This is a genomic window from Salinicola lusitanus (genome assembly GCF_003206045.1).
In the GTDB taxonomy this organism is placed as follows: domain Bacteria; phylum Pseudomonadota; class Gammaproteobacteria; order Pseudomonadales; family Halomonadaceae; genus Salinicola; species Salinicola lusitanus.
Map to the genome: position 1 here is coordinate 173,946 of NZ_PZJM01000006.1, position 24,879 is coordinate 198,824.

26 protein-coding genes and 5 tRNA genes are annotated in these 24,879 nt (G+C 63.8%); 14 read left to right on the forward strand and 17 right to left on the reverse strand.

Annotated features, from left to right (window positions below):
• The first annotated feature begins 110 nt into the window (after positions 1–110).
• Positions 111–1,142: a quinone-dependent dihydroorotate dehydrogenase gene (locus tag DOM45_RS11870; protein ID WP_110600779.1), complete on the forward strand. Its 1,032-nt coding sequence runs from the start codon at positions 111–113 to the stop codon at positions 1,140–1,142.
• 108 nt (positions 1,143–1,250) lie between these two features.
• Here the strand turns inward: DOM45_RS11870 and rmf are convergent, their stop codons facing one another.
• A complete protein-coding gene (rmf, locus tag DOM45_RS11875; RefSeq protein ID WP_110600781.1) occupies positions 1,251–1,460 on the reverse strand; it encodes a ribosome modulation factor in 210 nt (69 codons plus the stop codon).
• A gap of 254 nt (positions 1,461–1,714) precedes the next feature.
• On the opposite strand from rmf, the gene rlmKL reads away from it, so the two are divergent.
• On the forward strand, positions 1,715–3,904 hold the full coding sequence (gene rlmKL / locus DOM45_RS11880; protein WP_110600783.1) for a bifunctional 23S rRNA (guanine(2069)-N(7))-methyltransferase RlmK/23S rRNA (guanine(2445)-N(2))-methyltransferase RlmL: 2,190 nt from the start codon (positions 1,715–1,717) through the stop codon (positions 3,902–3,904).
• Positions 3,905–3,920: 16 nt separating this feature from the next.
• Here the strand turns inward: rlmKL and DOM45_RS11885 are convergent, their stop codons facing one another.
• Positions 3,921–4,196, reverse strand: coding sequence for a WGR domain-containing protein (locus DOM45_RS11885; RefSeq protein ID WP_110600785.1), 276 nt, complete (start codon positions 4,194–4,196; stop codon positions 3,921–3,923).
• Positions 4,197–4,421: 225 nt separating this feature from the next.
• Here DOM45_RS11885 and pdxB point away from each other — a divergent pair, with 225 nt between their 5' ends.
• Entirely contained in the window at positions 4,422–5,573 is a 1,152-nt protein-coding gene (gene pdxB, locus DOM45_RS11895) for a 4-phosphoerythronate dehydrogenase PdxB (RefSeq protein WP_110600790.1), read from the forward strand.
• 58 nt (positions 5,574–5,631) lie between these two features.
• Here pdxB and DOM45_RS11900 read toward each other — a convergent pair whose 3' ends face one another.
• From DOM45_RS11900 to DOM45_RS11945, 10 genes are all read right to left on the reverse strand, one after another.
• The gene (locus DOM45_RS11900; RefSeq protein WP_110600791.1) at positions 5,632–6,381 is read right to left on the reverse strand and encodes a siderophore-interacting protein; all 750 of its coding nucleotides are present in this window, start codon (positions 6,379–6,381) and stop codon (positions 5,632–5,634) included.
• A gap of 11 nt (positions 6,382–6,392) precedes the next feature.
• Positions 6,393–6,815 (reverse strand): MarR family winged helix-turn-helix transcriptional regulator, encoded by a 423-nt coding sequence (locus tag DOM45_RS11905; RefSeq protein WP_110600793.1) that lies wholly within the window; start codon positions 6,813–6,815, stop codon positions 6,393–6,395.
• Positions 6,816–6,948: 133 nt separating this feature from the next.
• Positions 6,949–7,701, reverse strand: a complete 753-nt coding sequence (locus DOM45_RS11910) for an anti-sigma factor (protein WP_110600795.1) — start codon at positions 7,699–7,701, stop codon at positions 6,949–6,951.
• Complete coding sequence (locus DOM45_RS11915; RefSeq protein WP_240612376.1) at positions 7,698–8,276, reverse strand: sigma-70 family RNA polymerase sigma factor; 579 nt, start codon at positions 8,274–8,276, stop codon at positions 7,698–7,700. The genes DOM45_RS11910 and DOM45_RS11915 overlap by 4 nt, the downstream gene beginning before the upstream one ends.
• Before the next feature lie 141 nt (positions 8,277–8,417).
• Positions 8,418–8,939 (reverse strand): DUF3455 domain-containing protein, encoded by a 522-nt coding sequence (locus tag DOM45_RS11920; protein WP_110600798.1) that lies wholly within the window; start codon positions 8,937–8,939, stop codon positions 8,418–8,420.
• A gap of 136 nt (positions 8,940–9,075) precedes the next feature.
• Positions 9,076–10,338, reverse strand: coding sequence for a cytosine permease (gene codB, locus DOM45_RS11925; RefSeq protein WP_110600800.1), 1,263 nt, complete (start codon positions 10,336–10,338; stop codon positions 9,076–9,078).
• Between the two features lie 280 nt (positions 10,339–10,618).
• Positions 10,619–11,521: a protease HtpX gene (htpX, locus tag DOM45_RS11930; RefSeq protein ID WP_110600802.1), complete on the reverse strand. Its 903-nt coding sequence runs from the start codon at positions 11,519–11,521 to the stop codon at positions 10,619–10,621.
• A 205-nt stretch (positions 11,522–11,726) separates the two neighbouring features.
• Positions 11,727–12,953: a pyridoxal phosphate-dependent aminotransferase gene (locus tag DOM45_RS11935; protein WP_110600803.1), complete on the reverse strand. Its 1,227-nt coding sequence runs from the start codon at positions 12,951–12,953 to the stop codon at positions 11,727–11,729.
• A gap of 164 nt (positions 12,954–13,117) precedes the next feature.
• Positions 13,118–14,062 carry a ribosome biogenesis GTPase YlqF gene (ylqF, locus tag DOM45_RS11940; RefSeq protein ID WP_110600805.1) on the reverse strand — a complete coding sequence of 315 codons (945 nt, stop codon included), beginning with the start codon at positions 14,060–14,062 and terminating at the stop codon, positions 13,118–13,120.
• 368 nt (positions 14,063–14,430) lie between these two features.
• On the reverse strand, positions 14,431–14,661 hold the full coding sequence (locus DOM45_RS11945; protein ID WP_110600807.1) for a hypothetical protein: 231 nt from the start codon (positions 14,659–14,661) through the stop codon (positions 14,431–14,433).
• A gap of 301 nt (positions 14,662–14,962) precedes the next feature.
• Between DOM45_RS11945 and DOM45_RS11950 the strand changes: the two genes are divergently transcribed.
• Positions 14,963–15,364 carry a lysozyme inhibitor LprI family protein gene (locus DOM45_RS11950; RefSeq protein WP_110600809.1) on the forward strand — a complete coding sequence of 134 codons (402 nt, stop codon included), beginning with the start codon at positions 14,963–14,965 and terminating at the stop codon, positions 15,362–15,364.
• Positions 15,365–15,672: 308 nt separating this feature from the next.
• Here the strand turns inward: DOM45_RS11950 and msrB are convergent, their stop codons facing one another.
• Positions 15,673–16,071, reverse strand: coding sequence for a peptide-methionine (R)-S-oxide reductase MsrB (msrB, locus tag DOM45_RS11955; protein ID WP_110600811.1), 399 nt, complete (start codon positions 16,069–16,071; stop codon positions 15,673–15,675).
• A gap of 166 nt (positions 16,072–16,237) precedes the next feature.
• Here msrB and DOM45_RS11960 point away from each other — a divergent pair.
• From DOM45_RS11960 to DOM45_RS12010, 10 genes are all read left to right on the forward strand, one after another.
• Positions 16,238–16,313 (forward strand) — tRNA-Glu (locus DOM45_RS11960).
• 34 nt (positions 16,314–16,347) lie between these two features.
• Positions 16,348–16,422, forward strand: a tRNA-Gly gene (locus DOM45_RS11965).
• Positions 16,423–16,536: 114 nt separating this feature from the next.
• A tRNA-Glu gene (locus DOM45_RS11970) sits at positions 16,537–16,612 on the forward strand.
• Between the two features lie 53 nt (positions 16,613–16,665).
• Positions 16,666–16,740: transfer RNA gene (locus DOM45_RS11975), tRNA-Gly, on the forward strand.
• A 502-nt stretch (positions 16,741–17,242) separates the two neighbouring features.
• Positions 17,243–18,220 carry an ABC transporter ATP-binding protein gene (locus DOM45_RS11985; protein WP_110600814.1) on the forward strand — a complete coding sequence of 326 codons (978 nt, stop codon included), beginning with the start codon at positions 17,243–17,245 and terminating at the stop codon, positions 18,218–18,220.
• Positions 18,217–18,990: an ABC transporter permease gene (locus tag DOM45_RS11990; protein ID WP_110600815.1), complete on the forward strand. Its 774-nt coding sequence runs from the start codon at positions 18,217–18,219 to the stop codon at positions 18,988–18,990. Before DOM45_RS11985 ends, DOM45_RS11990 begins: the two co-directional genes overlap by 4 nt.
• A complete protein-coding gene (queF, locus tag DOM45_RS11995) occupies positions 18,987–19,826 on the forward strand; it encodes an NADPH-dependent 7-cyano-7-deazaguanine reductase QueF (protein WP_110600817.1) in 840 nt (279 codons plus the stop codon). Before DOM45_RS11990 ends, queF begins: the two co-directional genes overlap by 4 nt.
• 64 nt (positions 19,827–19,890) lie before the next feature.
• Positions 19,891–20,451, forward strand: coding sequence for a nitroreductase family protein (locus DOM45_RS12000; protein ID WP_110600819.1), 561 nt, complete (start codon positions 19,891–19,893; stop codon positions 20,449–20,451).
• Positions 20,452–20,589: 138 nt separating this feature from the next.
• Positions 20,590–20,677, forward strand: a tRNA-Ser gene (locus tag DOM45_RS12005).
• Between the two features lie 316 nt (positions 20,678–20,993).
• Positions 20,994–21,689: an aspartate/glutamate racemase family protein gene (locus DOM45_RS12010; protein WP_110600821.1), complete on the forward strand. Its 696-nt coding sequence runs from the start codon at positions 20,994–20,996 to the stop codon at positions 21,687–21,689.
• Between the two features lie 141 nt (positions 21,690–21,830).
• Here the strand turns inward: DOM45_RS12010 and DOM45_RS20050 are convergent, their stop codons facing one another.
• The 4 genes from DOM45_RS20050 to DOM45_RS12030 all read right to left on the reverse strand — a co-directional run bounded on the left by DOM45_RS20050 (position 21,831) and on the right by DOM45_RS12030 (position 24,877).
• Positions 21,831–22,055 (reverse strand): DUF4236 domain-containing protein, encoded by a 225-nt coding sequence (locus tag DOM45_RS20050; RefSeq protein WP_157958410.1) that lies wholly within the window; start codon positions 22,053–22,055, stop codon positions 21,831–21,833.
• A gap of 22 nt (positions 22,056–22,077) precedes the next feature.
• The gene (locus DOM45_RS12020) at positions 22,078–22,404 is read right to left on the reverse strand and encodes a hypothetical protein (RefSeq protein ID WP_110600825.1); all 327 of its coding nucleotides are present in this window, start codon (positions 22,402–22,404) and stop codon (positions 22,078–22,080) included.
• A 62-nt stretch (positions 22,405–22,466) separates the two neighbouring features.
• The gene (locus DOM45_RS12025; RefSeq protein ID WP_110600827.1) at positions 22,467–23,444 is read right to left on the reverse strand and encodes a sugar phosphate isomerase/epimerase family protein; all 978 of its coding nucleotides are present in this window, start codon (positions 23,442–23,444) and stop codon (positions 22,467–22,469) included.
• Positions 23,441–24,877 (reverse strand): NAD(P)H-dependent oxidoreductase, encoded by a 1,437-nt coding sequence (locus DOM45_RS12030; protein ID WP_110600828.1) that lies wholly within the window; start codon positions 24,875–24,877, stop codon positions 23,441–23,443. Before DOM45_RS12030 ends, DOM45_RS12025 begins: the two co-directional genes overlap by 4 nt.
• Between the last annotated feature and the right edge of the window lie 2 nt (positions 24,878–24,879).

Genomic DNA, 24,879 nt, shown 5'->3' on the forward strand with positions numbered 1-24,879 from the left:
AAACTTCTCCACGGCGTGCGAGTCGTCCGCCGCGAGTTCGTCCCGAGACGCCAAGGTGGGATATACTCCTCCGCCGTCACGGATTCCCTTTGTTACCGACGAGACTTCCCATGTACGCCCTCGTTCGTTCGCTGTTGTTTCGGCTGGAGCCGGAAACCGCACACCGCCTGACGCTGACCGCGCTGGATAGTGTCCATCGTGCCCGTCTGTCCGGCCTGCTGGGCGATACCTACGTCGCTTCCACGGCCGTCGACGTGATGGGGCTGACTTTCCCCAATCGGGTGGGTTTGGCTGCCGGGCTGGACAAAAACGCCGATCATCTCGATGCCCTCGGCGCGCTGGGTTTCGGCTTCGTCGAGGTCGGCACCGTCACGCCCAAGCCTCAGTTGGGGAATCCCAAGCCGCGCCTGTTCCGGCTGACCGGGCCGCAAGCGATCATCAATCGAATGGGGTTCAACAACGCCGGGGTCGATCACCTGGTCGCCAATGTCCGCCGCAGTCGCTACAACGGGGTCATCGGCATCAACATCGGCAAGAACCTGACCACGCCGGTCGAGCGGGCGGTGGACGATTACGTGACGTGCCTGCGCAAGGCGCATGAGGCGGCGCACTACATCACGGTGAATATCTCCTCGCCCAACACGCCGGGGCTGCGCAGCCTGCAGTTCGGTGACCACCTCGATACGCTGCTGAGCGCCTTGAAGGCCGAGGTGACCAGGCTCGACGCCGAGCACGGGCGCCGCGTACCGCTGGCGGTCAAGATCGCCCCGGACATGACACTGGACGAGATGGCGCTGGTGGCCAACACCCTGCAGACCAACGACATCGATGGCGTGATCGCGACCAATACCACCGTGTCGCGCGAGCACGTGACCGGCATGCCCCACGCTCACGAGGCCGGCGGTCTCTCGGGCGCGCCGCTGTTCGCCAGTTCCACGGCGGTGGTCCGGGAGTTGAGACGACTGTTGCCGAGCATCCCGATCATTGGCGCAGGCGGGATCGACAGTGGGGTTCGCGCGAGCGAGAAGTGTCAGGCTGGCGCCGACCTGGTGCAACTTTACACGGGCTTCATCTATCGCGGGCCCGAACTGATCGGTGAGTGCGTGAGAGCGACGCAGCCCGAGGGGCGAGTTCGCCAATGACGCCATGAGCGGCGATAGCCGGGGTAGGGCTCGAAACCGATGGACCCATAAAAAGGCCCACCAGTGGCGGGCCTTGAGATACCGAAATGGCACCAACTTGCGTAACGACTATGTCATGACCGTAGGGTTCTTGTGGATACCCGAGACGCCTGTCATACCGGCCCATTGGTCTCCGCGACCCTCACGCCAACCACTCATCCAGTTTTCGCGCAGATTCACATCCTGGCTCGGACATTCGTCGCGTGAGCGACCGACGACCCCCGCCTTGTAGCCGTGGAGAAATGCCCGCTGGTTGCGATCACGTTTCTGTCGTTTCATCGTGTAGTAGCCTCTTGTCAGAACAAGTGCATCTTCTGAGGAAAACTACAGCCAGTCGGGCGGCATCGAGCCAAATCCGACCGACTGCCCGCGAAAACGTCCGGACAGGCAAACCGCATGCGTTGTTTCGTAGCTACGACTGTTAGCTTTAGTCGAAATGAGAAACGATGTCGATAGGCGTTTTGTCATATAAAGCCTCTCTTCACTGCATTCACAGGAATATGACCGCTCCATAACGGTCGGATGACGCCGCCATGAAAGACGATAACTCCCTGTTAAGCCTTCATATCACCTGCCCCTGGGGGATCGAAGCCCTGCTGGCCGAAGAGGTCGTCGAACTGGGCGGCGAGATACAAAAAACTACTGTCGCCGGCCTCCATGCGCTGGCCGATCGAGCGACGGCGTATCGGATCTGTCTCTGGTCGCGATTGGCGAATCGGGTGATCCTGACGCTGGGGCGAGAGACGAATTGCGAAGCGCCGGCGTCGATCGTCGAAGCGGTCAGGGGCCTGCCCTGGGCGCGGGTGCTCAAACCGGGGCAGACGCTGGCGGTGGATTTCCACGGCCAGTCTCCCGCCATCCGGCATACGCGCTTCGGCGCACAGGTGGTCAAGGACGGCGTGGTCGACGCGCTGCGCGCGGCGGGCTGGGAACGCCCGGACATCGCTCCGCGCGACGCGGACGTCAGGCTGTTCGCGCATCTCCACAAGGGGCAACTGCTGGTCGGCATCGACCTGGTGGGAGCGAGCCTGCACCAGCGGGGTTATCGTCGTGACTCGGGCCATGCGCCGCTCAAGGAGAATCTCGCCGCGGCGCTGCTGATGCGAGCCGACTGGCCGGCGCGAGCCCGGCGTGGCGAGCCGCTCGTCGATCCGATGTGCGGTGCCGGCACGCTGCTGATCGAAGCGGCGATGATGGCGGCCGACATGGCGCCACAACTGAATCGGGAACGGTTTGCCTTCGAGACCCTGGCCGACTTCGATGTTGAAGCCTGGCATGTCCTGCAGCGAGAGGTACAGGCTCGCGCCAACGTCGGTCGGCGCCGGGCCCGATCGAGCCTGTTCGGCCTGGATCAGAGTCCACAGGCGATCAGCGCGGCGAGGAGCAACGCCATGCGTGCCGGCATCCCCGCCTTGATCACGCTGGCTGGCGGCTCGGTGAAGGCGCTCGAATGCCCGGCCGAAATCCGGGCGGAGGAGGGCAGGGCCGGGCTGGTGATGACCAATCCGCCCTACGGCGAGCGGCTGGGCGAACTGCCCGAACTGGTCGCGCTCTACAGCGATCTCGGCGAACGGATGCGTCGTCAGTTTCCGGGCTGGCAGCTGGCACTGTTCACGGGCAACCCGGACCTGGGGCATCGGCTCGGGCTGCGGGCACACAAGCAGTACGCGTTCAAGAACGGTCCGCTCGACTGCAAGCTGCTGCTGATCGATATCGCCGCCCAGGAGGTTCCGGTCGAGGAGCGTGAACCGGCGCGTTCGGCGCCGCGGGAGAGCGTGCTGAGCGAGGGGGCGCAGATGTTCGCCAACCGCTTGCAGAAGAATCGCAAGCGGCTGAACAAGTGGCTGAAGCAGTCCGGGGAGTCCTGCTATCGACTCTACGATGCCGACATGCCGGAGTATGCGCTGGCTATCGACGTCTACGGGCATCAGGTCCATGTCCAGGAGTACGCGGCACCCAAGTCGATCGATCCGGGCAAGGCGCAGCGCCGCCTGATGGATGCATTGAGCGCGATTCCGGTTGCCCTGGACGTTCGGCCCGAGCAGATCCACTACAAGCAGCGCGAGCGTCAGAGCGGCAAGGCGCAGTATCGCAAGCAGGGCGACAGCGGCGACCGTTTCGTGGTCACGGAGGGCAGAGCCAAGCTGTGGGTGAACCTCAAGGACTACCTCGATACCGGCCTGTTTCTGGATCACCGGCCGGTACGCCGTCTCCTGGCCGAGAAGGCGGGCGGCAAGCGCTTCCTGAACCTGTTCTGCTACACCGGCACGGCGACGGTGCAGGCCGCGTTGGGTGGCGCCGGCGACAGCGTCAGCGTCGACCTGTCGAACACCTACCTGGAGTGGGCGAAGGACAATTTTCTCTTGAACAAGCTCGATCCCGGCCGGCATCGGGTCGTGCGCGACGACTGCCTGCGCTGGCTGGAGACGGCGGGCGGGGAGTTCGATCTGATCTTCATGGATCCGCCGACCTTCTCCAACTCCAAGCGGATGGAGGGCACGTTGGACATCCAGCGCGACCATGCCCGCCTGATCGAGTTGGCCATGGCGCGCCTGGCCCCGGCGGGAGAGCTGATCTTCTCCAACAATCAGCAGCGTTTCAGCCTGGATGCCTCATTGGCGTCGCGCTATCGGGTCGAGGAGATCACCGCTCAGACCTATGACCCGGACTTCACCCGGCGGGCCAACCTGCATCACTGTTTCCGTATCCGCCACGCGGGCTGACACGTCGGACTGGTGTTCAGTCAAGTAGCGACAGCTGGGCCACGGCCTGCCGTCCTTCGGGGGTATCGTCCTCGGCCTCCAGCACCTTGCGGTAACCGCGCGCCGTCTGTATGTGCGAGAGGTCGTCGAGCCACATCATGGCCTGATCGTAGCTGTCGGCGACGGCATGCTTGAGGCCGCCGTACTGGGTACCGATCTGGCCCCAGGCGCGACTGTAGATCCAGTCGCCAAACATGTCCTGGTGCAGATGGACCAGGACGTAGTCATGCTCACTTTCCCAACGGACGATCACGCGGACTCCTGCTGCTTGGTGCTCATCGCTTGTTCATCGCGAATGGCCGGCCTAATATGGCTGCGCCGAGCGTCGCGGCTCAACAATCCCGCGACGCGCCCGACGTCAGGCGCCATTGTAAAGCAAGCCCCGTAGAAATCGACGCCGGTGTCGATGCGCAAGGCGCGAATCGCGATGCTGTCTGGTCCCCCTGACGCCGGGCTCGAACGAAACGAGAGGGTAGTCATGCGCATCCTGGTGGACGAGAACATTCCGCTGGCGGAGGAATTCTTCGGCGAGTTGGGAGAGGTCACGCGCCAGCCTGGCCGCGAGATGACCGCGGCCACTCTTCGTGGCCACGACGTCCTGGTGGTCCGCTCGATCACGCAGGTGGATCAAGCGCTGCTGGAGGGCGCGGACAAGCTGAAGTTCGTCGGCACCTGCACGATCGGCACCGATCACATCGATACCAGCCTGCTGGCCGAGCGCAATATCGGTTTCGCCAGCGCCCCGGGCAGCAACGCCGAATCCGTTGTCGACTACGTGCTCTCGAGTCTGCTGCTGCTGTCCGAGGAGGACGGGTTCTCGCTTTCCGGCAAGACCGTCGGAATCGTCGGTGCCGGCAACGTCGGCGGTCGCCTGGCGGCGCGGCTGGACAATCTGGACGTCGACTGTCTGATCTGCGATCCGCCGCGTGCCGAGGCCGAAGGGCGGGAGGATTTTGTCGACCTGGACACGATGATCGAGCGGGCCGACATCATCTGCCTGCACACGCCGTTGGTGGCCGCCGGCGAGCATGCCACCCATCACCTCATGGATCGTCGACGCATCGACGCCCTCGGGCCGGGCACGGTGCTGGTCAATGCCGGGCGTGGCGACTGCCTCGATGGCGACGCCCTGCGCGAGCGTCTCGAGAGTCAAGGCGATCTGCGCACGGTCCTCGACGTGTGGGAACACGAGCCTGCCGTCGACGAGGCGCTGTTCGAGCTGGTCGATATCGGGACGCCTCACATCGCCGGCTACAGCGTCGACGGCAAGATGCTGGGCACCGAGATGATCTATCAGGCGGTGATGCGGCACTTCGGCCTGCCGGCGCGCAAGAAGCTCGGCCAGCTCAAGCCCGATCCCTGGTTGCGCAAGATCGTCCTGCACAGCTGGACGCCGCCGCTGGAGGCGCTGTCGCTCTGCGCCCGGGCCTGCTACGACGTGCGCCGGGACATGCTGGCGTTCGATCGTTACCGTCGGCGACTGGGCATGGCGGCGGGATTCGACGCCTACCGGCGCGAATATCCCCCCCGTCGCGAATTCCAGACGCTGCGGGTCGAACTGAAGAAGAACAAGGGCGGCCTGCGCGACGCCCTGGAGGGCTTCGGCTTCAGCGTCAAGCTCGGCAAGTAGCCGGGCCCGGAGAGCGCCGCCACTCGTGGACTCGGCTCAGGCGGTGCTCCCCGCTTCCTCATCGGTCGCTGTCCTCACGCTTGGCCATCCGGTGGCCATCCTCGCTGGCGCCCAGTTTCCAGTAGCTCGAAATGTACATCGCTCGCTTGTCCACCCCGCGATCGTCGATCAGGTGGCGACGCAGCTTGCGCATGGCGGAAAACTCGCAGGCGACCCAGATTCCCGGTACGCCCGGAAGCCAGTCGAACTCGCGCAGGGCCGCGACGAGACGGTCGCTGTCGCTGCCGGGGTGCGGGTTGATCAGCCAGTTGATCCGCATGCCGCGGGGCAGGTCGAACCACTGGATATCCGCTTCGCTGGTCACTTCGATGATGGCGTACCCACTGGCCTCCGGGGGCAGACGCTCCAGGTTGGCACCGATCGCCGGCAGCGACGTCATGTCGCCGACCAGCAGATACCAGTCGGCTTCTTCCGGCAGGCGTTTCACGGATCCCTGGCCACCGATCAGAATCGTGTCACCCGGTTGCGCCGCTGCCGCCCAGGTCGCGGCCGGACCGCCATCCTCGTGCAGTACGACGTCAACGTCGATCTCGCCGGGACGCTGGCGGCGAACGGTGTAGGTGCGCAGCACGGTGCGGGGCTTGCCTTGGTCATCTTCGCCGTCAGGCACCATCAGTTTGACATAGGCGCTCTCCTGATCGTCGGGAAATTCGGTCATCCCTTCTCCACCGAACGTCAGCCGTAGCATGTGGGGCGTGATGAGTTGGCGATTCAGGACGGTGTAATGTCTGGGGGCGGGTTTGGGCATCGGGACTCTCGTTACCTCAGGTTGGCGATCATCAACCGCGACAGGCGCAGAAACGCCTCCAGATCCGTCCGCGTCATCCCGCTCGAGAGCTGCTCGTGGGCCTCGCGTTCGCAGGCATCGATACGTGCCAGCAAATCCCGGCCGTGGCCGGTCAACGACAGCATCTGGCTGCGACGATCATCCGGATGAGGTGCCTTGACGACGATATCCGCATCGAGCAGGTCACGAAGCAGCCGGGTGATCTGGGCCTTGTCGCGCTGGGTACGATGCGCGATGTCCTGCGCGGTGCAGGGCATCTGGCCGCGGATCGCCTTGAGCGTGCGGATGTGCGAAACGGTGAGGTCCAGACCGGCGTCGGTATAGGCCCGGCGCAGCGCCCGCTTGTAGGCATGCATGAGCTGATGCAGGGATTCACCGACCGTCGTCTCGGACATGTCGCGCCTAATTGGTTGNNCAACCAATTAGGCGCTTGGCGTCGGCGAATGTCAACCATTCGCATTGGCGCCGGGGTAGAAGCTGGCCGCGCCCATCAAGGGCGCGGCCTTCCAGAGGCGGGGAGGTGGCGAATTACAGCTCGACGGCGCGGCCGATGAACTGAATCGGTCCAGTCGGGCGGTCGAGCGGGGACCCGGAATCGTCCTCGAGAGTCAGTTCGAAGAGCTGGTTGTCCTCGAGTGGCGGGAGGTCGTCCAGCGACAGCTGCTTGGTCTCGCCGGGCTCGACCAGGCCCAGCGAGACGGGACCGCTCCAGTCGTCCGCCTTGGTCCAGAACTCCAGCGCCTTGCCGGGCGGCACCTCGAAAGTGCCGATCGGCTTCAGGCTGATCCGTTGCGGTGAGCTTGCCTGCACGATCCAGCCGGCTTGCGTATGTTGAGGCGTCATCAATACGACCAGATAGCGAGAGGAGGGCGTCTGCCCGGGGCCGAGTGCCAGCATGGCGGCGAGGCCGATGGCGACGACAATGCTGGCGAGACTCACGCCTCGCCATAGGGTCAGGTCATGCCACAGTCGATTCAGCAGCCCGCCCGGACGCGTGGCGCGCTCTTCCGCCGACGATCGAGAAGTCTCCCGATCATCGAGCGTGCGGGAGATGCGCTGCCACAGCCGGCTTGACGGCGCGATCGGCTCGACCATTGCCGTATAGGGCTGGAGGCGTCTCTCCCAAGCCCATATCGCCTCCTGCAATTTCGTGTCCTCCTGCAGGCGACGCTCGACATCGAGACGCTGTTCGGCGCTCAGCGTACCAAGCACGTACTCGCCTGCCAGATCGTCGGTCTCCTCCGGGCCGAGCGGAGGCGACGACGCCGAACGATCGCTCATGACAGGCACTCGCGCAGTGCAGCCAGGCTGCGTTTGATCCAGGCCTTGACGGTGCCGAGAGGGCGATCCATGCGTGTGGCAATCTCCGGGTGGCTGAAGCCGTCGACATAGGCGTGAAACAGGCAGTTACGCCGCTCGGGCGCCAGTTGCGCCAGGCAGCGATCCAGATCCCCGTGACCTAGCCAGTCGAAATGATCCTGCATGTCCGTCTCCACTTCGTGAGCGCGCTCGGCGTCGAGCCTGTCGGCAGTTTCGTCGTCCACGGTCACTTCCCGGTGCCGGGTTCTGACATGGTTGAGCGCCAGGTGGCGCGCGACGCTGAAGATCCAGGTCTTGCCTGATCCACGAGTGGCATCGAAGGTGTGCGCCTTGTTCCAGATATTGACGAAGGCGTCGTGAATGATGTCTTCAGCGATACCGCGATCGCCGACGATGCGTACGACCACACCCAGCAGGCGCGACCCTTCCTGTGCATAGAGCTGCTGCAGCGCTTGGCGCTCTCCCCTGGCGCAAGCCTCGAGCAGGGCGCCATGATCGGCTGCCGACGGATTGAACGCTGCTACGTCGTCTGTCACACGAACTTCCTTGAAGCGCACCCCGCTGGGGCTAAGACATCTCATACTACGCAACACGGGCTCGTCATGGCGAGCCCGTGCTGGTCTGCAATGACCCGCCGTCGTGATCAGCGGGCGCTGCCGGTCATCCGCGTTGTCGGATCAGCTGGCTTTCCAGAACAGGTAGTCCGCCTGATACTCGACCACCTCTTCGTCGCCGACGTTGTCCGCGCTGCAGGCCATATCCGGCGCTACGCCGCCCTGGGTATTCAGGCGCTGTACGTAGGTGACGCCGGACATGTGGCCATCACCCTCTGCCGGGTTGGCTTCCACCAGCTGGAAGGGGATGTTGCCATCGCCGCCGGGGGCCGTGGCGAGCTGGGTACCGGTGATCTTGGAGCCGTCGCTGGATTCCCAGGTCGCCGGCGGGCCGTAGTAGCTGCCGACCTGGTTACCGTCCGCATCGTTGAGCTTGGCATCCGGTCCCTTGAACACCCACTCGTGGGCGCCATCCTTCATCTCGCAGGCGTAGGTGATCTCGCCGACGCCCACCGTCTCCATGGCAATCTCGTTGCCATCCGGGACCTGCACGTCCGCCGGGACGTCGTTGGCGTGTGCCGCGAGGCTGAAGCCGCCCAGCAGGGTGGCGGTCAGGGTAACGCTGGCTAGTTGTCGGGTTTTCATTGGCGTCTCTCCGAGCGTGAATAGGGCAGAACTTCATGTCCTGCACCGGGGATACACGTGGGTCGGAGAGACGGATGCAGCCGGCGTCGGTTTTTTTGCGAGTGGCGCGACATGGGTCCGAGCCTTGCCGGGAGGGCTATAGGGCCGGCTTCATGGATCGTTGGCCCAGGCAGCGGCAGCACAGCGGGTAGAGCGCCAGCGCCAGCGCGATGCCGACCAGCGGCGGCGCCCATGGCGAGAACCAGGCGCCCAGGGTTGCCAACGCATAGGCGCCGAGCCCGGGAAGATGAAACGCCGGCAATACGGCCGCGTCGAGTCTGGGGTAGTGGCCACGACGCAGGAAGAGGTAATCGGCGATGATCACTCCCCCCAGCGGTGGGATGCAGGTACCCAGCGCGATCAGGAAGGGCACCAGTAGCGCATCCATTCCGGCCAGCGCCAGCAGCGTGCCGATCGCCGCGCCGCCAAGCGTCACCCAGCCGCGCTGGCGGGTGCGCAGCAGGTTGCAGCCGGCGGCGGCAAAGTTGTAGATGGTGTTGTCCTGCGTGGTCCACAGGTTGAGGAACAGCATGGCCAGGCCGACGGTGGTCAGGCCTTGCAGGATCAGTACCTCGACCACATCCGGCTGCTGGTAGACAAGGGCACCCACGGCGCCGATCAGCACCATCAGGCCATTACCGATGAAGAACGCCAACAGGGTCGCCGTGACCGCCTGGCGTGGTGTACGCGCGAAACGGCTCCAGTTGCTGGCCTGCGTTGCGCCGGATACGAAGGTGCCGAAGATGATGGTGATACCGGCTGCCCAGCCCAGCTCTGAACTGGGAGCGATGGCGGTCAGGCCGGTCCAGCCGCCGCCATCGCGCCAGGCGATGATCATGCTGATGGCGATCAGCAGCGCCATCGCCGGCACCGCCACGTTGGATAGCAGCGCCAGGCCACGGTAGCCGATGAAGGCGGTTAGACAGAAGCCGATACCGAACAGCACCATCAACGGAGCCGCCCAGCCTGGTGCGAGCCCCAATGTCGATACCAGCACGTTGGCGATGGTCGCCACGCCCCAGGCGTACCAGCCGACCTGGGTGATGCCGAGCAGCAGATCGGACAGCGCGCTGCCGCGCTCACCCAGGGCGAATCGTGACATCAGCGCCGTGCTGAGCCCGGAGTGGGCGGCGATGCCGGCGATTGCCGCGGCATAGATGCCCAGCAGCAGATTGCCCACCACGATCAACGCCAGCAGCTCGGTGAACGAGAAGGCGGCGCCGATCTGGCCGCCAGCGAACATGGTTGCGGTGAAGAAGGTGAAACCCAGCAACAGCAGCGCCAGCGATGCGAAGGGTTTGCGTGCGTCGCCAGGCACTTCGCTCAGCGGATAGTCATTGTCGGCTTGGGGCAGGGCCATGGGTCGATCCTCACTAGGGCAGTCGTGACTGACCAAGCAAGCTGTATGCCGCGGCGCGGAAAAGGGTTATCCATCCACGTTCTCCACGAATCGACGGCCTGGCCTGGGCGCCAGGTCTGCACGCCTGTGGTGCAGAACAAGCCGGATCGAGTCGTCGGTTTGCCGAAAGGGGGCTACGAGAGGGGACCCGGCTCGGGTGGCTATCCGGATAAGCCAACGCCCCGCACAGGGCGGGGCGTTGGAGGGGGCTGGCAGCATCTCGGGCATCGCCGAACGGATGTCACTCCCGGTAGGCGGATTCCTTCAGCGCCCGGATGCGATCATCCAATGGCGGGTGGCTGGCGAACAGTTTCTCCATGATCTTGCGGGTCTGCCCGGTAGTGATGGCGAAGGCCGTCAACGAATCGGGCATCTGGTCTGGCTGGCTGGTCTCGGATTTCAATCTGGCCAGGGCGTTGATCATGGCGCCACTGCCGGCATATTTGGCGCCGGCGGCATCGGCACGATACTCCCGGAAGCGCGAGAACCAGGCGACGATGATCGACGCCACCAGGCCGAATACGATCTCGGCGACGATGACGACGGCAAAATAACCCATGAAGCCCAGGCCGCCGCCGTTGTCGCGTCCGCGCAGGAAACTGTCGACGACCTGGGCGACCACCCGCGCGAAGAACATCACGAAGGTGTTCAGCACCCCCTGGATCAGTGCCAGCGTGACCATGTCACCGTTGGCGACGTGGCCGATCTCATGCGCCAGCACCGCACGAATTTCCTCGGGGCGCATGCGCTCGAGCAGCCCCTGGGAAACCGCTACCAGGGCGTCGTTCTTGTTCCAGCCGGTGGCGAAGGCGTTGGACTGCTGGGCCGGGAAGATCGCCACTTCCGGCATCTTGATATTGGCCTGCTGCGCCAGTTCGCGCACCGTGTCGAGCAGCCACTGCTCGGTGGAATTGGCGGGCTGATCGATCACCTTGGCCTTGGTGCTCATCTTCGCCATCCATTTGGAGATGAACAGCGATACCAGCGATCCGGCCATGCCGAACACGAAGCAGAAGATCAGCAGGCTGTTCATGTTCAGCCCGTTGGCGTTGAGATAGGGCTCGACGCCCAGTAGTCGCAACGTGATGCTGGCGACGAGAATCACCGCCAGGTTGGTTGCCAGGAACAGGATGATTCGCATCATCGGTCTTTACCCTCAGTCGTGGAAAGCGTGGCCGGCGTCATGTCGTGCGCCGGCTTATGATTAGTTCGTTGTTCGTTAATACCTGGTAATCAGGCGGTTATGAACCGTTAGATACGACTTTCGTGAATAGGTTTCAAGAGGGGGAGTGGCCGCGCGTCGAAACGCGCGGCCCTGTCATGTGGCGGTGACTGGCCACCGCCACGGATCACTGGCGATAACGTGAGAGGAAGCGGGCGAAGCGGTCGATGGCGTCGCCGAGCTGATCGGCCCAGGGCAGGGTCACGATGCGCACGTGGTCCGGCGTCGGCCAGTTGAAGGCCGTACCCTGGACCAGCAGGATACGCTCCTGCAGCAGCAGGTCGAGCACCATCTGGGCATCGTCATGAATGGGATAGACCTCCGGGTCGAGCCGCGGAAAGGCGTAGAGCGCCCCCATCGGTTTGACACAGGAGACCCCGGGGATCGCGTTGAGCTTTTCATGCACGACGTTGCGCTGAGCCAGCAGTCGCCCGCCGGGCAGGATCAGGTCGTTGATCGACTGGTAGCCACCGAGGCCGGTCTGGATCGCGTGCTGCGCCGGCACGTTGGCGCACAGTCGCATCGAGGCGAGCATGGTGAGACCCTGGATGAAGTCCTCGGCGTTCTGCTTCCCCAGCCCGCCGGACAGGATCATCCAGCCGGAGCGGAAGCCGGCGCAGCGGTAGCTCTTGGAGAGCCCGTTCATGGTCACGACCAGTTGGTCGTCCTCGGCCAGGGCGCCGGTGGAGACATGCTCGACGCCGTCGTAGAGGATCTTGTCGTAGATCTCGTCGGAGAAGACGACGAGGCCGTGCTGACGGGCGACCGCCAGAATCTCCTTGACCACCGCCGGCGGGTAGACCGCACCGGTCGGGTTGTTGGGGTTGATCAGCACGATCGCGCGCGTCCGTGCCGTGATCTTGTCGCGGATATCGGCGATATCCGGTGACCAGCCGGCGTTCTCGTCGCACAGATAGTGAACCGGATGGCCGCCGGAGAGATTCGCCGCGGCGGTCCACAGCGGATAATCCGGCGCAGGAATCAGCACCTCGTCGCCATCGTTGAGCAGCGCCTGCATCGCCATCACGATCAGCTCGGAAACCCCATTGCCGACGAACACATCCTCGATGCCCACGCCCGGGATTCCTTTGCGCTGGCACTCCTGCATGATCGCCTTGCGCGCCGAGTAGAGCCCCTTCGAGTCGCAGTAACCCTGGGCCGTCGGCAGATTGCGCATCACGTCCTGGAGAATCTCCTCGGGCGCTTCGAAACCGAAGGGCGCGGGATTGCCGATATTGAGCTTGAGAATGCGATGGCCTTCGTCCTCGAGGCGCTTGGCATGATCGAGAACGGGCCCACGAATGTCGTAGCAGACATTGTCGAGCTTGTGCGATTTCCGAATGGGGCTGTTCATTGAAGTTCCGTAAGCTGCACAGCCTAAAACGTCAGGCGGGTTGAAGAGGGCGGGAAGTGGCTATTCCCCGGTGGGCTGTGTCACCGATTCCCAGCATAACGCCGCGCTGGCGCGGCGCAAGAGGCAGAAACGGAAGGATTTTCGGTGCATCTGTATGGTGGGGGTCAGTGCTCGGCCGCGTCGATATCTTCCTCGACGGGATCGGGGATATCCGCCGGCAGCTCCAGGGTCAACCGGCCGAGCTTGCCATCACGCAGCTCATGCAGCAGTACCTCGGCGCCACGGTGGAGGTTGATCACCCCACCGGCCTTCAGGCCGCCGCGTTTGCGCGCGATCTCGTTCATGATCGCGTGACCGTCGAAGCCCGCCCTGGCCTGGAAGTCGACCAGCCTGGGACCGTCGGCATCGACGCTATCGGTCTCGGTCGGCGCCACGTAGGCGGGTAGCTCGCCGAGCCGGTAGCGCTCGCGCAGGGCATCGGGATAGCGCTTGGCCAGTTCGGCGGCACAGACGATGGCGACATCGACGTACTCGATCGCGGTATCGCGGATGGCACCGCTGGCCGCCAGCCGGTAGGCACTGGCCTGATCCTCGATCTTCGGCCACAGCACGCCGGGGGTGTCGATCAGCGAGACGCGTCCGTCGATACGGATCTTCTGCTGGCGCTTGGTCACGGCCGGCTCGTTGCCGGTCTTGGCGATCTTGCGCCCGGCGAGGCCGTTGATCAGCGTCGACTTGCCGACGTTGGGAATGCCCATCACCATCACGCGCACATCGCGGTCGGCGCGTACCTGTCCAGCCAGTTCATGACACAGCGCCGGGATCTGCTTGAGTTCACGCGCCTGGGTCGTGGTGACGGCAATCGCGCGGCTGTCCGGCTGAGCGTCGAAGTGCGCGATCCACGCCTGGGTGGCCTCGGGGTCGGCCAGGTCGGCACGCGAGAGAATTTTCAGTACGGGTTTATGCTCGGTCAGCTCTGCCAGCATCGGGTTGCCGCTGGAGTAGGGCAGGCGGGCATCGAGCACCTCGATCACCACATCGATCTCCGGCAGCGCCTCGGTGATCTGGCGCCGCGCCTTGTTCATGTGTCCGGGATACCAGCCGAGCATGATCTTCTCCTGCCTGTTCTTCGAATCGTGCCGCGCCCAACGGCAAGCGGGCGGACATTCTAGCAGGATGCTGAGGTGGTGTGCTGGAGGCCCATATTGGGTGGTCTGCTGCTTCAAGCTGCTGACGCGTGGGGCGTCCGTGGGCCAAGGCGCCCCATTGCTTCATCCCGTTCCAGGCCCCTGCAGCCTCGGATCGGCTCTGGGAGTCGATCCACTTCACATAGCTCCCATGAGCATGGCGTAATCCCGGAGCCTCATCTGCTTGGCAACGAAGGCCAGGTTGCCATGGGCCGTCAGCGACCAGCAGGCGATAGTGTGGCGAGTCTGGCAGGGCCGGCGGCGTGCGGCATGAACTCTGGCAAGCGCACTCAACTGACGGATCGTCCCCAGTGAGCCGCCTTTTCGACGATGGCATCGATTTCGGCGCGGACGCGGGCCGACGGACGCTCCATCGAGGTATCGCCAAGCGCCTGCAGTGCGGCCACGCGGGGATCTTCGTCCGTCACCACGGCTCGGTAGACACCCGTGGCCTCGAGGCGCCCGAGGATCTCGGCCTGCATCAGCAGGATCGCGTCCAGCTTTTCGTCGGTTGTGGCCATGTGGTCAGCCCTTCGATGCGGAGTGTTGGAACGCCGACTGTAGACCACTGACGGCATGGCCAGCTATTGCACACAAGTCGACCCGCGGAGGGTCACGACGACGTCTCGGGGGAGCACACCACGACAGTTCACATCGCTGACGACTCCAGTCGGACGCGACCCATGGCCAGAATCCACATGGCCAGGGGTCCGGCTCGAGCGGGTTGGTGGAGGTACCTGAGACTATGGTTTACGAGTAAGCCGGTGGGCCGTTGGTTACGGTGATCAGGGAATGTCTTTGAACAGAGAAGCGAGGTGACGAATGCGCGGCTTCCTATTGATTTCGGGCTTGGCCCTGGCGAGTCTGTGCGGGCTGGTTCAAGCGGCGCAGTCGTGCGACGACGCCGCTACGCAGCAAGAGATGAACGCCTGTGCGGGCGACGAGTATCAAGCCGCGGATAAGGCGCTGAATACCACCTATGCCGAAATCATGGGCCGGCTCGATGGAGACGCCAAGGAGCGTCTGGGGGCCGCCCAGCGAGCCTGGATCGGGTTCCGCGACGCCGAATGTGAATTTGTCAGTGCGCCGACGTCCGGGGGCAGCATCAACGGGATGGTGAAGGCAGGCTGCCTTGAAGAGCTGACACGGCAGCGCACGGAGACACTGGAGAGCTATTGGGATTGCGAGGAGGGCGATGTCAGTTGCCCAGTGCCTAGGCAATGAAGGGACGATTCCGGTCGCTGTGTCGCACCTGTCGCCACTTCTGATTTCCGTGTCCCGGGGCCAGAGGCGATTCACTTTAGGTATTGGCGAGCTAGCGCCGCAGCCAGCCTCCGCGATATCGAGGGGTGGCGGGACAAGACTGGGGCGAGCCGAGCGCCAAGGTATGTTTTGTTACGCTCAAAGCCTGAAAAGAGGTGTGAGGACAAAGCCCATAACCATGGGCTTTGTCGCTACTTCATGCTGGATGGGCCAACAGGCCCTAGCATTCCAGCAGGATGCCCGCCCGCTCGAAGAGGTCGTTCGGTGTGCTATTCGCCGGCGTGGAAGGTGATCGCTACCGAGTTGATGCAATAACGCTGGCCGGTCGTTTCCGCCGGGCCGTCCGGAAAGACGTGGCCCAGGTGAGCGTCGCAACGTCGGCAGGTCACCTCGATCCGGCGCATGCCATGGCTGTCGTCCTGATGCTCTTCGACCGAGGCGGCTGCCAGGGGCCGGTCGAAACTCGGCCAGCCACAATGCGCCTCGAACTTGTGCTCGTTCTCGAATAGCGGCGCACCACAGCAGACGCAGTGGTAGATACCCTGAACCGCCTCGACTTGGTAGTCGCCGGTAAATGGACGCTCGGTGCCCTTCTCGCGGGTAACGTGGTACTGCTCGGGGGTGAGCTTTTCACGCCATTCGGCTTCCGTCTTCTGTACCTTACCCATAGCCAGTTCTCCTTATCGCTTCGACTCGCTCACTGCATTACAGGCCATTTGCCATGCCCTGACCAGTCCCGATTAGGCTATGGCGAAAATCGGTGAAATCAATCGCTTGACACCTCAAAATCGTCTCAGTAACATACGCGCCACTTCGACGGAGCCGAGACATCACGTCCCATTCGTCTAGTGGTCTAGGACACCGCCCTTTCACGGCGGTAACAGGGGTTCGAACCCCCTATGGGACGCCACTTGGTTCAGCGAAGTCGTGTAGAAAGTTACGGTGCGGGAATAGCTCAGTGGTAGAGCATCGCCTTGCCAAGGCGAGGGTCGGGAGTTCGAATCTCCTTTCCCGCTCCAATTTTGCGGTACTGGAAGCGTAAGAGAGGGTCGTGAGCCGGAGCGCCGGTCCGATCGATCTCCTTTCCCGTTCCAACTTTAGGTAGTATCGGAACAGCTCTGCTGCTCCATTGCGTCCCATTCGTCTAGTGGTCCAGGACACCGCCCTTTCACGGCGGTAACAGGGGTTCGAACCCCCTATGGGACGCCACTTCGATGATCCGCCACGATCATCTCGTCGGACCCAGGTCTCGACATCATTCAGCGGGAATAGCTCAGTGGTAGAGCATCGCCTTGCCAAGGCGAGGGTCGGGAGTTCGAATCTCCTTTCCCGCTCCAGTTTAGTAGTTGTTGAAGCGTGGTCGAGGGTCGTGAGCCGGAACGCCGGTCCGATCGATCTCCTTTCCCGCTCCAGTTTAGTAGTTGTTGAAGTGTGGTCGAGGGTTGTGAGCCGGAACGCCGGTCCGCTGGAACGCCAGCCCGACGGAACGTCGCCCGGTCGATCTCCTTCCCCGCTCCCGTTTTATCGTTTCCGAAGCGCATCGATACCTCTCTGTCCGCATCGGCTGATGTGTCGAGATGCTGGCCGTCTGTTGCCATCTTCCTCGGCCTGGCGGTATCGCGCCGGGCGTGTCTTCCCGCTATGCATCGCGTGCCACGATCCCGCTCTCGCCGACGCCGGCTGGCTTCCCGACTACGCTGACACGGTAGCGTCGGTGACGCCGACGATAGTGGTGCACGGGATGGCGATGGAGTTTGTTCGTCTGCTAAAGATTGATTTTCCATCGATCGGCCCCCATATGTGGCGGCACTTCTTCTATGTACTCGACAGGAATCCCTGATGGCAGAACCGGCACTGTCCATCCGCGGGCTGACCAAAGTCTACGGTAATGGATTCGAAGCCCTCAAAGGCATCGACCTCGATGTCGAGCAGGGCGATTTTTTCGCGCTGCTCGGCCCCAACGGCGCGGGCAAGTCCACCACGCTCGGTATCGTCTGTTCGCTGGTCCAGAAAACGGCGGGGCAGGTGAAGATCTTCGGTATCGATATCGACCGCGACTTCGCCAAGGCGAAGTATGCGCTCGGCGTGGTACCGCAGGAGTTCAACTTCAGTCAGTTCGAGAAGGTCGAGGACATCGTCCTCACCCAGGCGGGCTACTACGGCATGCCGATGAAGGAGGCCAAGCCGCGCTGCGAGCGCCTGCTCAAGGATCTTGGCCTGTGGGACAAGCGCAACGGCGCCGCGCGCATGCTCTCCGGCGGCATGAAACGGCGGCTGATGATCGCGCGTGCCCTGATCCACCGCCCGCGCCTGCTGATCCTCGACGAGCCCACCGCCGGGGTCGATATCGAGTTGCGTCGCAGCATGTGGGAGTACATGCGCCGGATCAATGAGGAGGAGGGCACCTCGATCATCCTGACCACCCACTATCTCGAGGAAGCCGAGAGCCTGTGCCGCAATATCGCCATCATCAATCGGGGCGAGATCATCAAGAATACCTCGATGCGCGGTCTGCTGACCGAGCTGGACACCGAAACCTTCCTGCTCGATCTGGCCGAGCCGCTGGAGGCCGCCCCCCAGGTGGAGGGCTTCGAGGTCGAGCGGGTCGACGCGCACCAGTTGGCACTCTCCGTGCGCAAGGGCACCGATCTCAACGATGCCTTCCAGCAATTGACTCGCCAGGGCGTGCGCGTGCTCTCCATGCGTAACCGTGCCAACCGTCTGGAAGAGCTGTTCGTCTCGATGACCTCGCAGCCGGATGCCGGTAGCGGCATCGACAGCGCCACCTCGACACCGGCCAAGGAGACGGCATCTTGAATACCCGGCAACTGCTGATTTCGCTCTGGACCATGGTGGTGAAAGAGGTGCGCCGCTTCGTGCGGATCTGGCCCCAGACCTTGGTGCCGCCCTCCATCACCATGACGATGTACTTCATCATCTTCGGCAATCTGATCGGTTCACGCGTGGGTGAGATGCACGGCATCTCCTACATGTCCTACATCGTGCCCGGTCTGATCATGATGTCGGTGATCACCAACAGCTACTCCAACGTGGCCTCATCGTTCTTCTCCAACAAGTTCCAGCGCAGCGTGGAGGAGATGATGGTCTCGCCGATGCCCAACTGGGTCATTCTGGCCGGCTTCGTCATCGGCGGCGCCGCACGCGGGCTGGGCGTCGGGCTGATCGTGACGGTGGTCTCGCTGTTCTTCACCCATCTCGATCTGCACCATCCGTTCCTGACCCTGATGGTGGTGGTGATGACCGCCTTGCTGTTTTCGATCGGCGGCTTCATCAATGCGCTGCTGGCCAAGAAGTTCGACGATATCTCGATCATTCCGATCTTCGTGCTGACGCCGCTGACCTACCTGGGGGGCGTGTTCTACTCGATCGACCTGCTGCCGGAATTCTGGCAGAAGGTAACCATGATCAACCCGATCCTCTACATGGTTAACGCCTTCCGCTATGGCATTCTCGGCATCTCCGACATTCCGGTGAGCGGGGCGCTGATCGCCATCGCCGCCTTCATCGTCGCCTTCTGGTGCCTGGCGCTGTGGATGCTCAACCGAGGCAAGGGGATTCGTTCATGACCACACCGCGTCCCGACACTCTCGTCGACGCGCCGCTCGGGCGCGAATCCGCTTACCCCGAGCGCTACGACGCCGGCTTGCTGTTCCCCATCGAGCGTGCCGCCAATCGGGCCCCGCTGGGAATCGAGGCGGCGTCACTGCCGTTCGTCGGCGGTGACGAGTGGTGGGCCTTCGAGCTCTCCTGGCTCGACCCGCGCGGCAAGCCGGTGGTCGCGGTGGCGCGCTTCCGGCTGCCGGCGGATTCGCCCTGTCTGATCGAATCCAAATCCTGGAAGCTCTATCTCAACGGCTTCAACCAGACGACGTTCGCCGACCGTGACGCGGTGATCGAACTGCTGCAGCGGGACTTGAGTGCCGCGGCCGGCGCCCCGGTCACGGTCGAGCTGTTCGGTGTCGATGATCCCGCGCTCGCACCGGCGCCGCTGCCGGGTGATGACATCGACGAACTCGATGTCGCTATCGATCGCTACACGCCGGCCCCCGAGCTGCTCGCCTGCGATGAGGGCGATATCGTCGAAGAGACGCTGCACTCGCATCTACTCAAGTCCAACTGCCCGGTCACCGGGCAGCCGGACTGGGGGAGTGTGCTGATCGCCTATCGCGGGCCGCGACTCGATCGAGCCGCGCTGCTGCGCTACATCGTCTCCTATCGACAGCATCAGGATTTTCACGAGCACTGCGTCGAGCATATCTTCGTTGACCTGATGGCACGCTGCCGCCCCGAGCGGCTGCTGGTGATGGCGCGCTACGTGCGCCGCGGTGGGCTCGATATCAACCCGTGGCGGGCCACGCCGGGTTGGACGCCGGAGCTGCCCCCACGCCTGCTGCGGCAGTAGCGCTTTTGACGTAGAGTCGAGCGATCCCTTGCTTGTTACCCCCGATCTCTCAGAGGAGTCAGACATGGATGCCATGACGCTACTGCATCAGCGTCGTTCGATGGGCAAGCTGGCCGGTCCGGCGCCCACCGCCGAGCAGCTCGACGCCATCTACCGTGCGGCACTGCGGGCGCCGGATCACAAGGAAATGACCCCGTACCGCTTCATCGAGATCAGCGGTGAAGGGCTCGATCGGCTGGGTGAACTGTTCGCCCGCTCCGATTATCAGGCCAACCCGCATATCGATGACGGCAACCTCGACGCCGCCCGCAAGAAACCCAAGCGGGCGCCGATGATCATCGCGGTGATCGCACGCATCACACCGGACCTGCCCAAGGTGCCACCGGTAGAACAGCTCATCTCCGCGGGTTGCGCCGCGCATGCCATGCTCTACGCGGCTTTCGCGCAAGGGCTGGGGGCCATGTGGCGCACCGGTACCTATGCCCATGACAAGAGCGTGTGGCGCGGTCTCGGACTGGGTGAGCACGAGGAGCTGATCGGCTATCTCTACCTTGGCCAGGTTGGCGGGCGCTATCCTGAGGCGCCATCGCGCGATCCGGAGGCGTATCTGGAGCGATGGCGCTAGTGCAGGGCTTTCCGTGCTGGAGAGATCGTAAAAGGTCGTCGGAAAAGGAAAAACGGCTTGCGATCACGGGTTTAGCTCGTTACTATGTGCGCCGTTCTGAACGCAGCGGCAACGCCGCTACGAGCGGGGCGACAATGCGGAGGGGTGTCCGAGTGGTCGAAGGAGCACGCCTGGAAAGTGTGTAAGTCGAAAGGCTTCGAGGGTTCGAATCCCTCCCCCTCCGCCACGAATTGAAAAGAACCGGCTCTCAGTGGCCGGTTTTTTCATGCCTGGAATTAGGCATTGGTTAGGGGGGAGTGGATGAGAACCCTCCGGTTCGCACCGAGGCGCTCGCGGTTCTGGTGTTCGAGCGCCGACAAACGGCAGCAATCCTTCCTCCGCCACGAATTCTGAATCAACCGTGTCGGCAGCCGGCGTTTTCCTGTGCCGGAATAGGACGCAGGGGGAAGTAAAATCCGAGCATTCTACGGTGTCGTCGAGCCCCGTCACGATCCAAAGACGGTATGATAAAAGTGTCGAGGAGAGGCCAAGCGGGGATCGGGATGAAAACCATCGGTGTACTGGGCGGCATGAGCTGGGAGTCCACCCAGAGTTACTACCGCATGCTCAACGAAGGCGTGCGAGCGCGCCTCGGCGGATATCACTCGGCCAGGATCGCGATGGTGAGCGTCGACTTTGCCGAGATCGAGGCGCTGCAGCAGAGTGGCGATTGGGACGAGGCCGGGGAGAAGTTGGCGTTGGCGGCCCGTCAGGTCGAGACCGCCGGCGCGGAGTGCCTGTTGCTGGCAACCAATACCATGCACAAGGTGGCCGACGCGATCGAGTCGGCGCTAAGCGTCCCCTTTCTCCACATTGCCGATGGCACCGGATCACGATTGCGTGCCGATGGCGTCGAGCAGGTCGGTTTGCTGGGGACGCGCTTCACGATGGAGCAGGAGTTCTATCGAGGCCGGCTGCTCGACGAGCATGGCATCTCCTGCCTGGTACCGTCCCAGGAAGATCGGGACAGCGTTCATCGCATCATCTTCGAGGAGTTGGTCCAGGGTGTCATCACCGAGCCGTCGCGGCAGGCGTATCGGGATATCGTCACCAGGCTCCAGCAGCAGGGTGCGCAGGCCGTGATTCTGGGGTGCACGGAAATCGCCTTGCTACTTCGGCCGCAGGATTGCGACCTGCCGCTCTACGACACGACCGCGCTGCATGTCGACATGGGGCTTGCATTTGCCCTGGGTGAGTAGCCGGTCGCTAGCGCAATCTCCCCCGGATTGACGAGACAATTCAGCCTGATGAAGTGTGCCCGCCGATCGATAATGGCGCCGGGGACTATCCCCTGCGTACTTGCCCGGCCTTCGGGCCGGGGCTTTTTCGATGCCCATCCGCTAACGCCGCTTCTTGTCCGCCTTTCCCGTTCGTGATGTTCTTTTCCATAAAGCCTGCCGGTGGTAAATGCCCGATCCGGGAATGCCCGCATGGCTGTGAACGCCGCGGCGACTGATATTCAGGTTGGCGCCGCGGGGGCCGATCGAGAGCGTCGGGCCTTGGCTGTCGAGCCGGATCCGCAGGCCTGGTGCCAGCCGCAGCATGCGGCGGAAACGAAGTCCCATGGGAGATCTCCTGGAAATCTGTTCATGGTTGACTGCGATCGGCGGCATTCGTTCGGCGGGTCTGCCGCGCTCGCCACAGCGGGCTGCCGGGGACGACCAGCGCCAGCAGGATGCAGGCGGCCGCGGGGGAGAGTACATCGAGAATCGAGTCCGGCGACCAGTGGTGAACCAGTCCATAGAAGTAGCCGACCGCATTGGGTCCTCCACCGGCATATTCGTGCTGGGCGATCTCGCGCCCGAGAAACACCGCGACGATCAGCGAACCGCCTACCCAGCGACCGACCAACGGCCATAGCAGGCATTGAAAGGCGACAGCGATGATGGCGTGTTCGAGATGGCTGGTGTTCATGTCGACCTCGTGGGCAAGCGGTTGGCATCAGCATAGTTGCCCACGAGGTGCATGGTGGCGCGTCAGTCCCTGCGCGGCTGCCTGACCCGACTGGCGCCCGGGGTAACATGGCGACAGGCGGGCAGGACCCGCTCGCGTAGATAGCGCTGGTTGGCGGCGCAGACGCTGAGGCCGTCGCCACCATAATGCTCCAGGCAGATCACGCCGCGAAAGCCGGCTTCCACGGCGAGCTTCATCGCCTGGCGATAGTTGATTAGGCCGCTCTCCATCGGTGCGGGGAAGGCGACATAATGGTCTCGCTCGGTGTCCTCGTCGCGCATGTAGTTCTTGGCATGCCAGAAATTCGACCACGGCAGCACCTTGCGCATGGCCTCGAGCCAAGGCTCCACCGGCCGGTGCAGCCGGATCAGGTTGCCGATATCCGGATTCAATCCCACCGAGGCCAGGCCGATCTCCTCGACCATGGCCACCGCCGAGTCGGCACTGCCGAGATAGGTATCCTCGTACATCTCCAGCGACAGCACGATACCGAGTTCGGCGGCGTGCTGGCCGAGTTCGCGGATCCGCGTCACCGCCTTTTGCCACTGTGCCCGATCGTCGGGGTCGTCACGGTGACCCGCCACGGTCCAGAACCAGAGCTGTCGCTGCTGGGCCTCGGTCAATGGCCGATGCAGGCCGATCGAGACGGTGCCGATGCCAAGCCTGGCGGCGGCCTCCAGCGAGCGATGGCTGTAGGCGAGATGGTCGTCGCCATGGCGTTCGTCGATCACGCTCGAGCGCACCACCGAGATCGAGCCGGGTTTCAGGCGTGCCGACTTGATCACGCTGGCGAGTGCGTCCAGCTGGTCGCTCTGCATGTCGCCGGGGCGAAAGCAGTTGTCGGAGAGATCGACGTGGTCGAAGCCGGCTTCGGCGATCTCCTGAAACAGCGGGTGCCACTGTTCGGCGCTGGCCGCCTGCAGTGGCGAGCCATCCGGCAGACGGTTGGAGAACGGCAGCATGGCGGCGGCGATGGGCCAGTCGGCAAGGTCGTTGGTCATCTGGGGGTCTCGATAGTGGCGTGGGTCGATGTCATGGCGTCGGCGAAGAACAGCGAATCCTGGGTCTGGCGCAGCTTCCACAACCATGAGCTTTCGTCGATCGCGACATCGCGCAGACGAATGGGCTCGCCGGCGCGGACCGGGCGCATCAATACCCGGTTGGCGGCGAGATAGTAGGGCAGCGGCGCGTCGTCGCCGAGCGGGCTGGCCGGCACCAGCGCCGACGATACGTGATCGATGCTGTGGTGGTGGCCGTGAGCGGTGAGCGTGGTGCCTTCGGTCAGGTTGGAACCGGCAACGGCGATCAGGTCGACATGGGGTCGCGGCTGGCCGACGCTGCTGGGAACGCCGCGGCGCACCATCTCCAGCAGGGTGGTGGCGGCTTCCAGCCCGAGCAGGTGGCGGGGTAGCGGCAGCATCGCGCTGTCGCCGCGCCGGCTGACCAGGTGCCCTTTCTCGGCCAGCATCTGCCAACTGGTGCGATCATGGCCGCGCACGACCACGAACACGCCGCCTGCAAGGCTGAACTCGTCCGGCCGCCGCAGGCAGTGGAAGACCTCCAGCGCCGGTGTCCGCGTCAACAGGCCCCCGTCGGCGGTCGGCACGAACAGTTCGGCGATCTCGCCGAGACGGGCGATGGGGTAGTGCAGTGAGGGACGGTCGGGCATCACGCCGGTCGCGTTGGCGACGATCGCCATCTCGCACAGGTCCGGCACCGCGTGCTGCGGCAGATCAACGGCCAGGCGAGCGCGATCCGCCACCCATTGACGGTGACCCTCACTGTCCAGGCCTTCGGGCAGATCCCAGCGCTCCCCGAAGCCGCGGACGTCGATGCGTTTGCCGTTGCTGGCCAGGGTTTCCGTCGAGGGGGCGAAGACGAAGTCGTATTCGCTCGACTTGCCAGCGGCGAGGATCTCCAGCCCCACCGTCTCGGCCCAACTGACCAGGCCGATCGCCAGCGCAGGCTGGTCGCCATCCACCGGGCTGATCACGCAGCCGCGCTTGCGAGCCATGGCCGCCAGGCCGGGGCCGACCACGCTGTCGACTTCCTTGGTGACCAGGGCCACATGATGGCCGGCTTCCAGCGCGAGCGCGGCATGGCGGGCGCCGGCTTCGGGGTGACCGGTGGCCTCGATGACGACGTCCAGGGGAAGTTCGATCACCGCCTCCAGCCGGTCGCCGACGATCCAGTCGCCTCGGTCCCAGGCACGGCTGGCTTCTGCCGGCGTCCGGCAGTGCCGGATTCGGCCCGGTTCGATACCGGCGTCGACCAGTGCCTTGGCCGCAAGCGCCGGGTCCAGGTCGATCACCACGCGCGCCTCCATGGCTTCCAGATGCCGGGAATGAAGGATGAAGCTGCGGCCGAAGCCACCCGAGCCGATCACGCAGCAGCGAATCGGGGCGTCACCATCGAGATAGTGGGAGAGGTGCATCG

Excerpts from the sequence above, each read along its gene's own strand:
- DOM45_RS11945 (WP_110600807.1), bottom strand. The coding sequence starts at position 14,661 with ATGGCCACAACCGACGAAAAGCTGGACGCGATCCTGCTGATGCAGGCC.
- pdxB (WP_110600790.1), top strand. The coding sequence starts at position 4,422 with ATGCGCATCCTGGTGGACGAGAACATTCCGCTGGCGGAGGAATTCTTC.
- rmf (WP_110600781.1), bottom strand. The coding sequence starts at position 1,460 with ATGAAACGACAGAAACGTGATCGCAACCAGCGGGCATTTCTCCACGGC.
- DOM45_RS11920 (WP_110600798.1), bottom strand. The coding sequence starts at position 8,939 with ATGAAAACCCGACAACTAGCCAGCGTTACCCTGACCGCCACCCTGCTG.
- DOM45_RS11935 (WP_110600803.1), bottom strand. The coding sequence starts at position 12,953 with ATGAACAGCCCCATTCGGAAATCGCACAAGCTCGACAATGTCTGCTAC.
- htpX (WP_110600802.1), bottom strand. The coding sequence starts at position 11,521 with ATGATGCGAATCATCCTGTTCCTGGCAACCAACCTGGCGGTGATTCTC.
- DOM45_RS11910 (WP_110600795.1), bottom strand. The coding sequence starts at position 7,701 with ATGAGCGATCGTTCGGCGTCGTCGCCTCCGCTCGGCCCGGAGGAGACC.
- DOM45_RS11985 (WP_110600814.1), top strand. The coding sequence starts at position 17,243 with ATGGCAGAACCGGCACTGTCCATCCGCGGGCTGACCAAAGTCTACGGT.
- rlmKL (WP_110600783.1), top strand. The coding sequence starts at position 1,715 with ATGAAAGACGATAACTCCCTGTTAAGCCTTCATATCACCTGCCCCTGG.
- DOM45_RS11870 (WP_110600779.1), top strand. The coding sequence starts at position 111 with ATGTACGCCCTCGTTCGTTCGCTGTTGTTTCGGCTGGAGCCGGAAACC.
- ylqF (WP_110600805.1), bottom strand. The coding sequence starts at position 14,062 with ATGCTCGGCTGGTATCCCGGACACATGAACAAGGCGCGGCGCCAGATC.
- DOM45_RS12000 (WP_110600819.1), top strand. The coding sequence starts at position 19,891 with ATGGATGCCATGACGCTACTGCATCAGCGTCGTTCGATGGGCAAGCTG.
- DOM45_RS12025 (WP_110600827.1), bottom strand. The coding sequence starts at position 23,444 with ATGACCAACGACCTTGCCGACTGGCCCATCGCCGCCGCCATGCTGCCG.
- DOM45_RS12030 (WP_110600828.1), bottom strand. The coding sequence starts at position 24,877 with ATGCACCTCTCCCACTATCTCGATGGTGACGCCCCGATTCGCTGCTGC.
- DOM45_RS12020 (WP_110600825.1), bottom strand. The coding sequence starts at position 22,404 with ATGAACACCAGCCATCTCGAACACGCCATCATCGCTGTCGCCTTTCAA.
- codB (WP_110600800.1), bottom strand. The coding sequence starts at position 10,338 with ATGGCCCTGCCCCAAGCCGACAATGACTATCCGCTGAGCGAAGTGCCT.
- DOM45_RS11950 (WP_110600809.1), top strand. The coding sequence starts at position 14,963 with ATGCGCGGCTTCCTATTGATTTCGGGCTTGGCCCTGGCGAGTCTGTGC.
- queF (WP_110600817.1), top strand. The coding sequence starts at position 18,987 with ATGACCACACCGCGTCCCGACACTCTCGTCGACGCGCCGCTCGGGCGC.
- DOM45_RS20050 (WP_157958410.1), bottom strand. The coding sequence starts at position 22,055 with ATGGGACTTCGTTTCCGCCGCATGCTGCGGCTGGCACCAGGCCTGCGG.
- DOM45_RS11900 (WP_110600791.1), bottom strand. The coding sequence starts at position 6,381 with ATGCCCAAACCCGCCCCCAGACATTACACCGTCCTGAATCGCCAACTC.
- DOM45_RS12010 (WP_110600821.1), top strand. The coding sequence starts at position 20,994 with ATGAAAACCATCGGTGTACTGGGCGGCATGAGCTGGGAGTCCACCCAG.
- DOM45_RS11905 (WP_110600793.1), bottom strand. The coding sequence starts at position 6,815 with ATGTCCGAGACGACGGTCGGTGAATCCCTGCATCAGCTCATGCATGCC.
- msrB (WP_110600811.1), bottom strand. The coding sequence starts at position 16,071 with ATGGGTAAGGTACAGAAGACGGAAGCCGAATGGCGTGAAAAGCTCACC.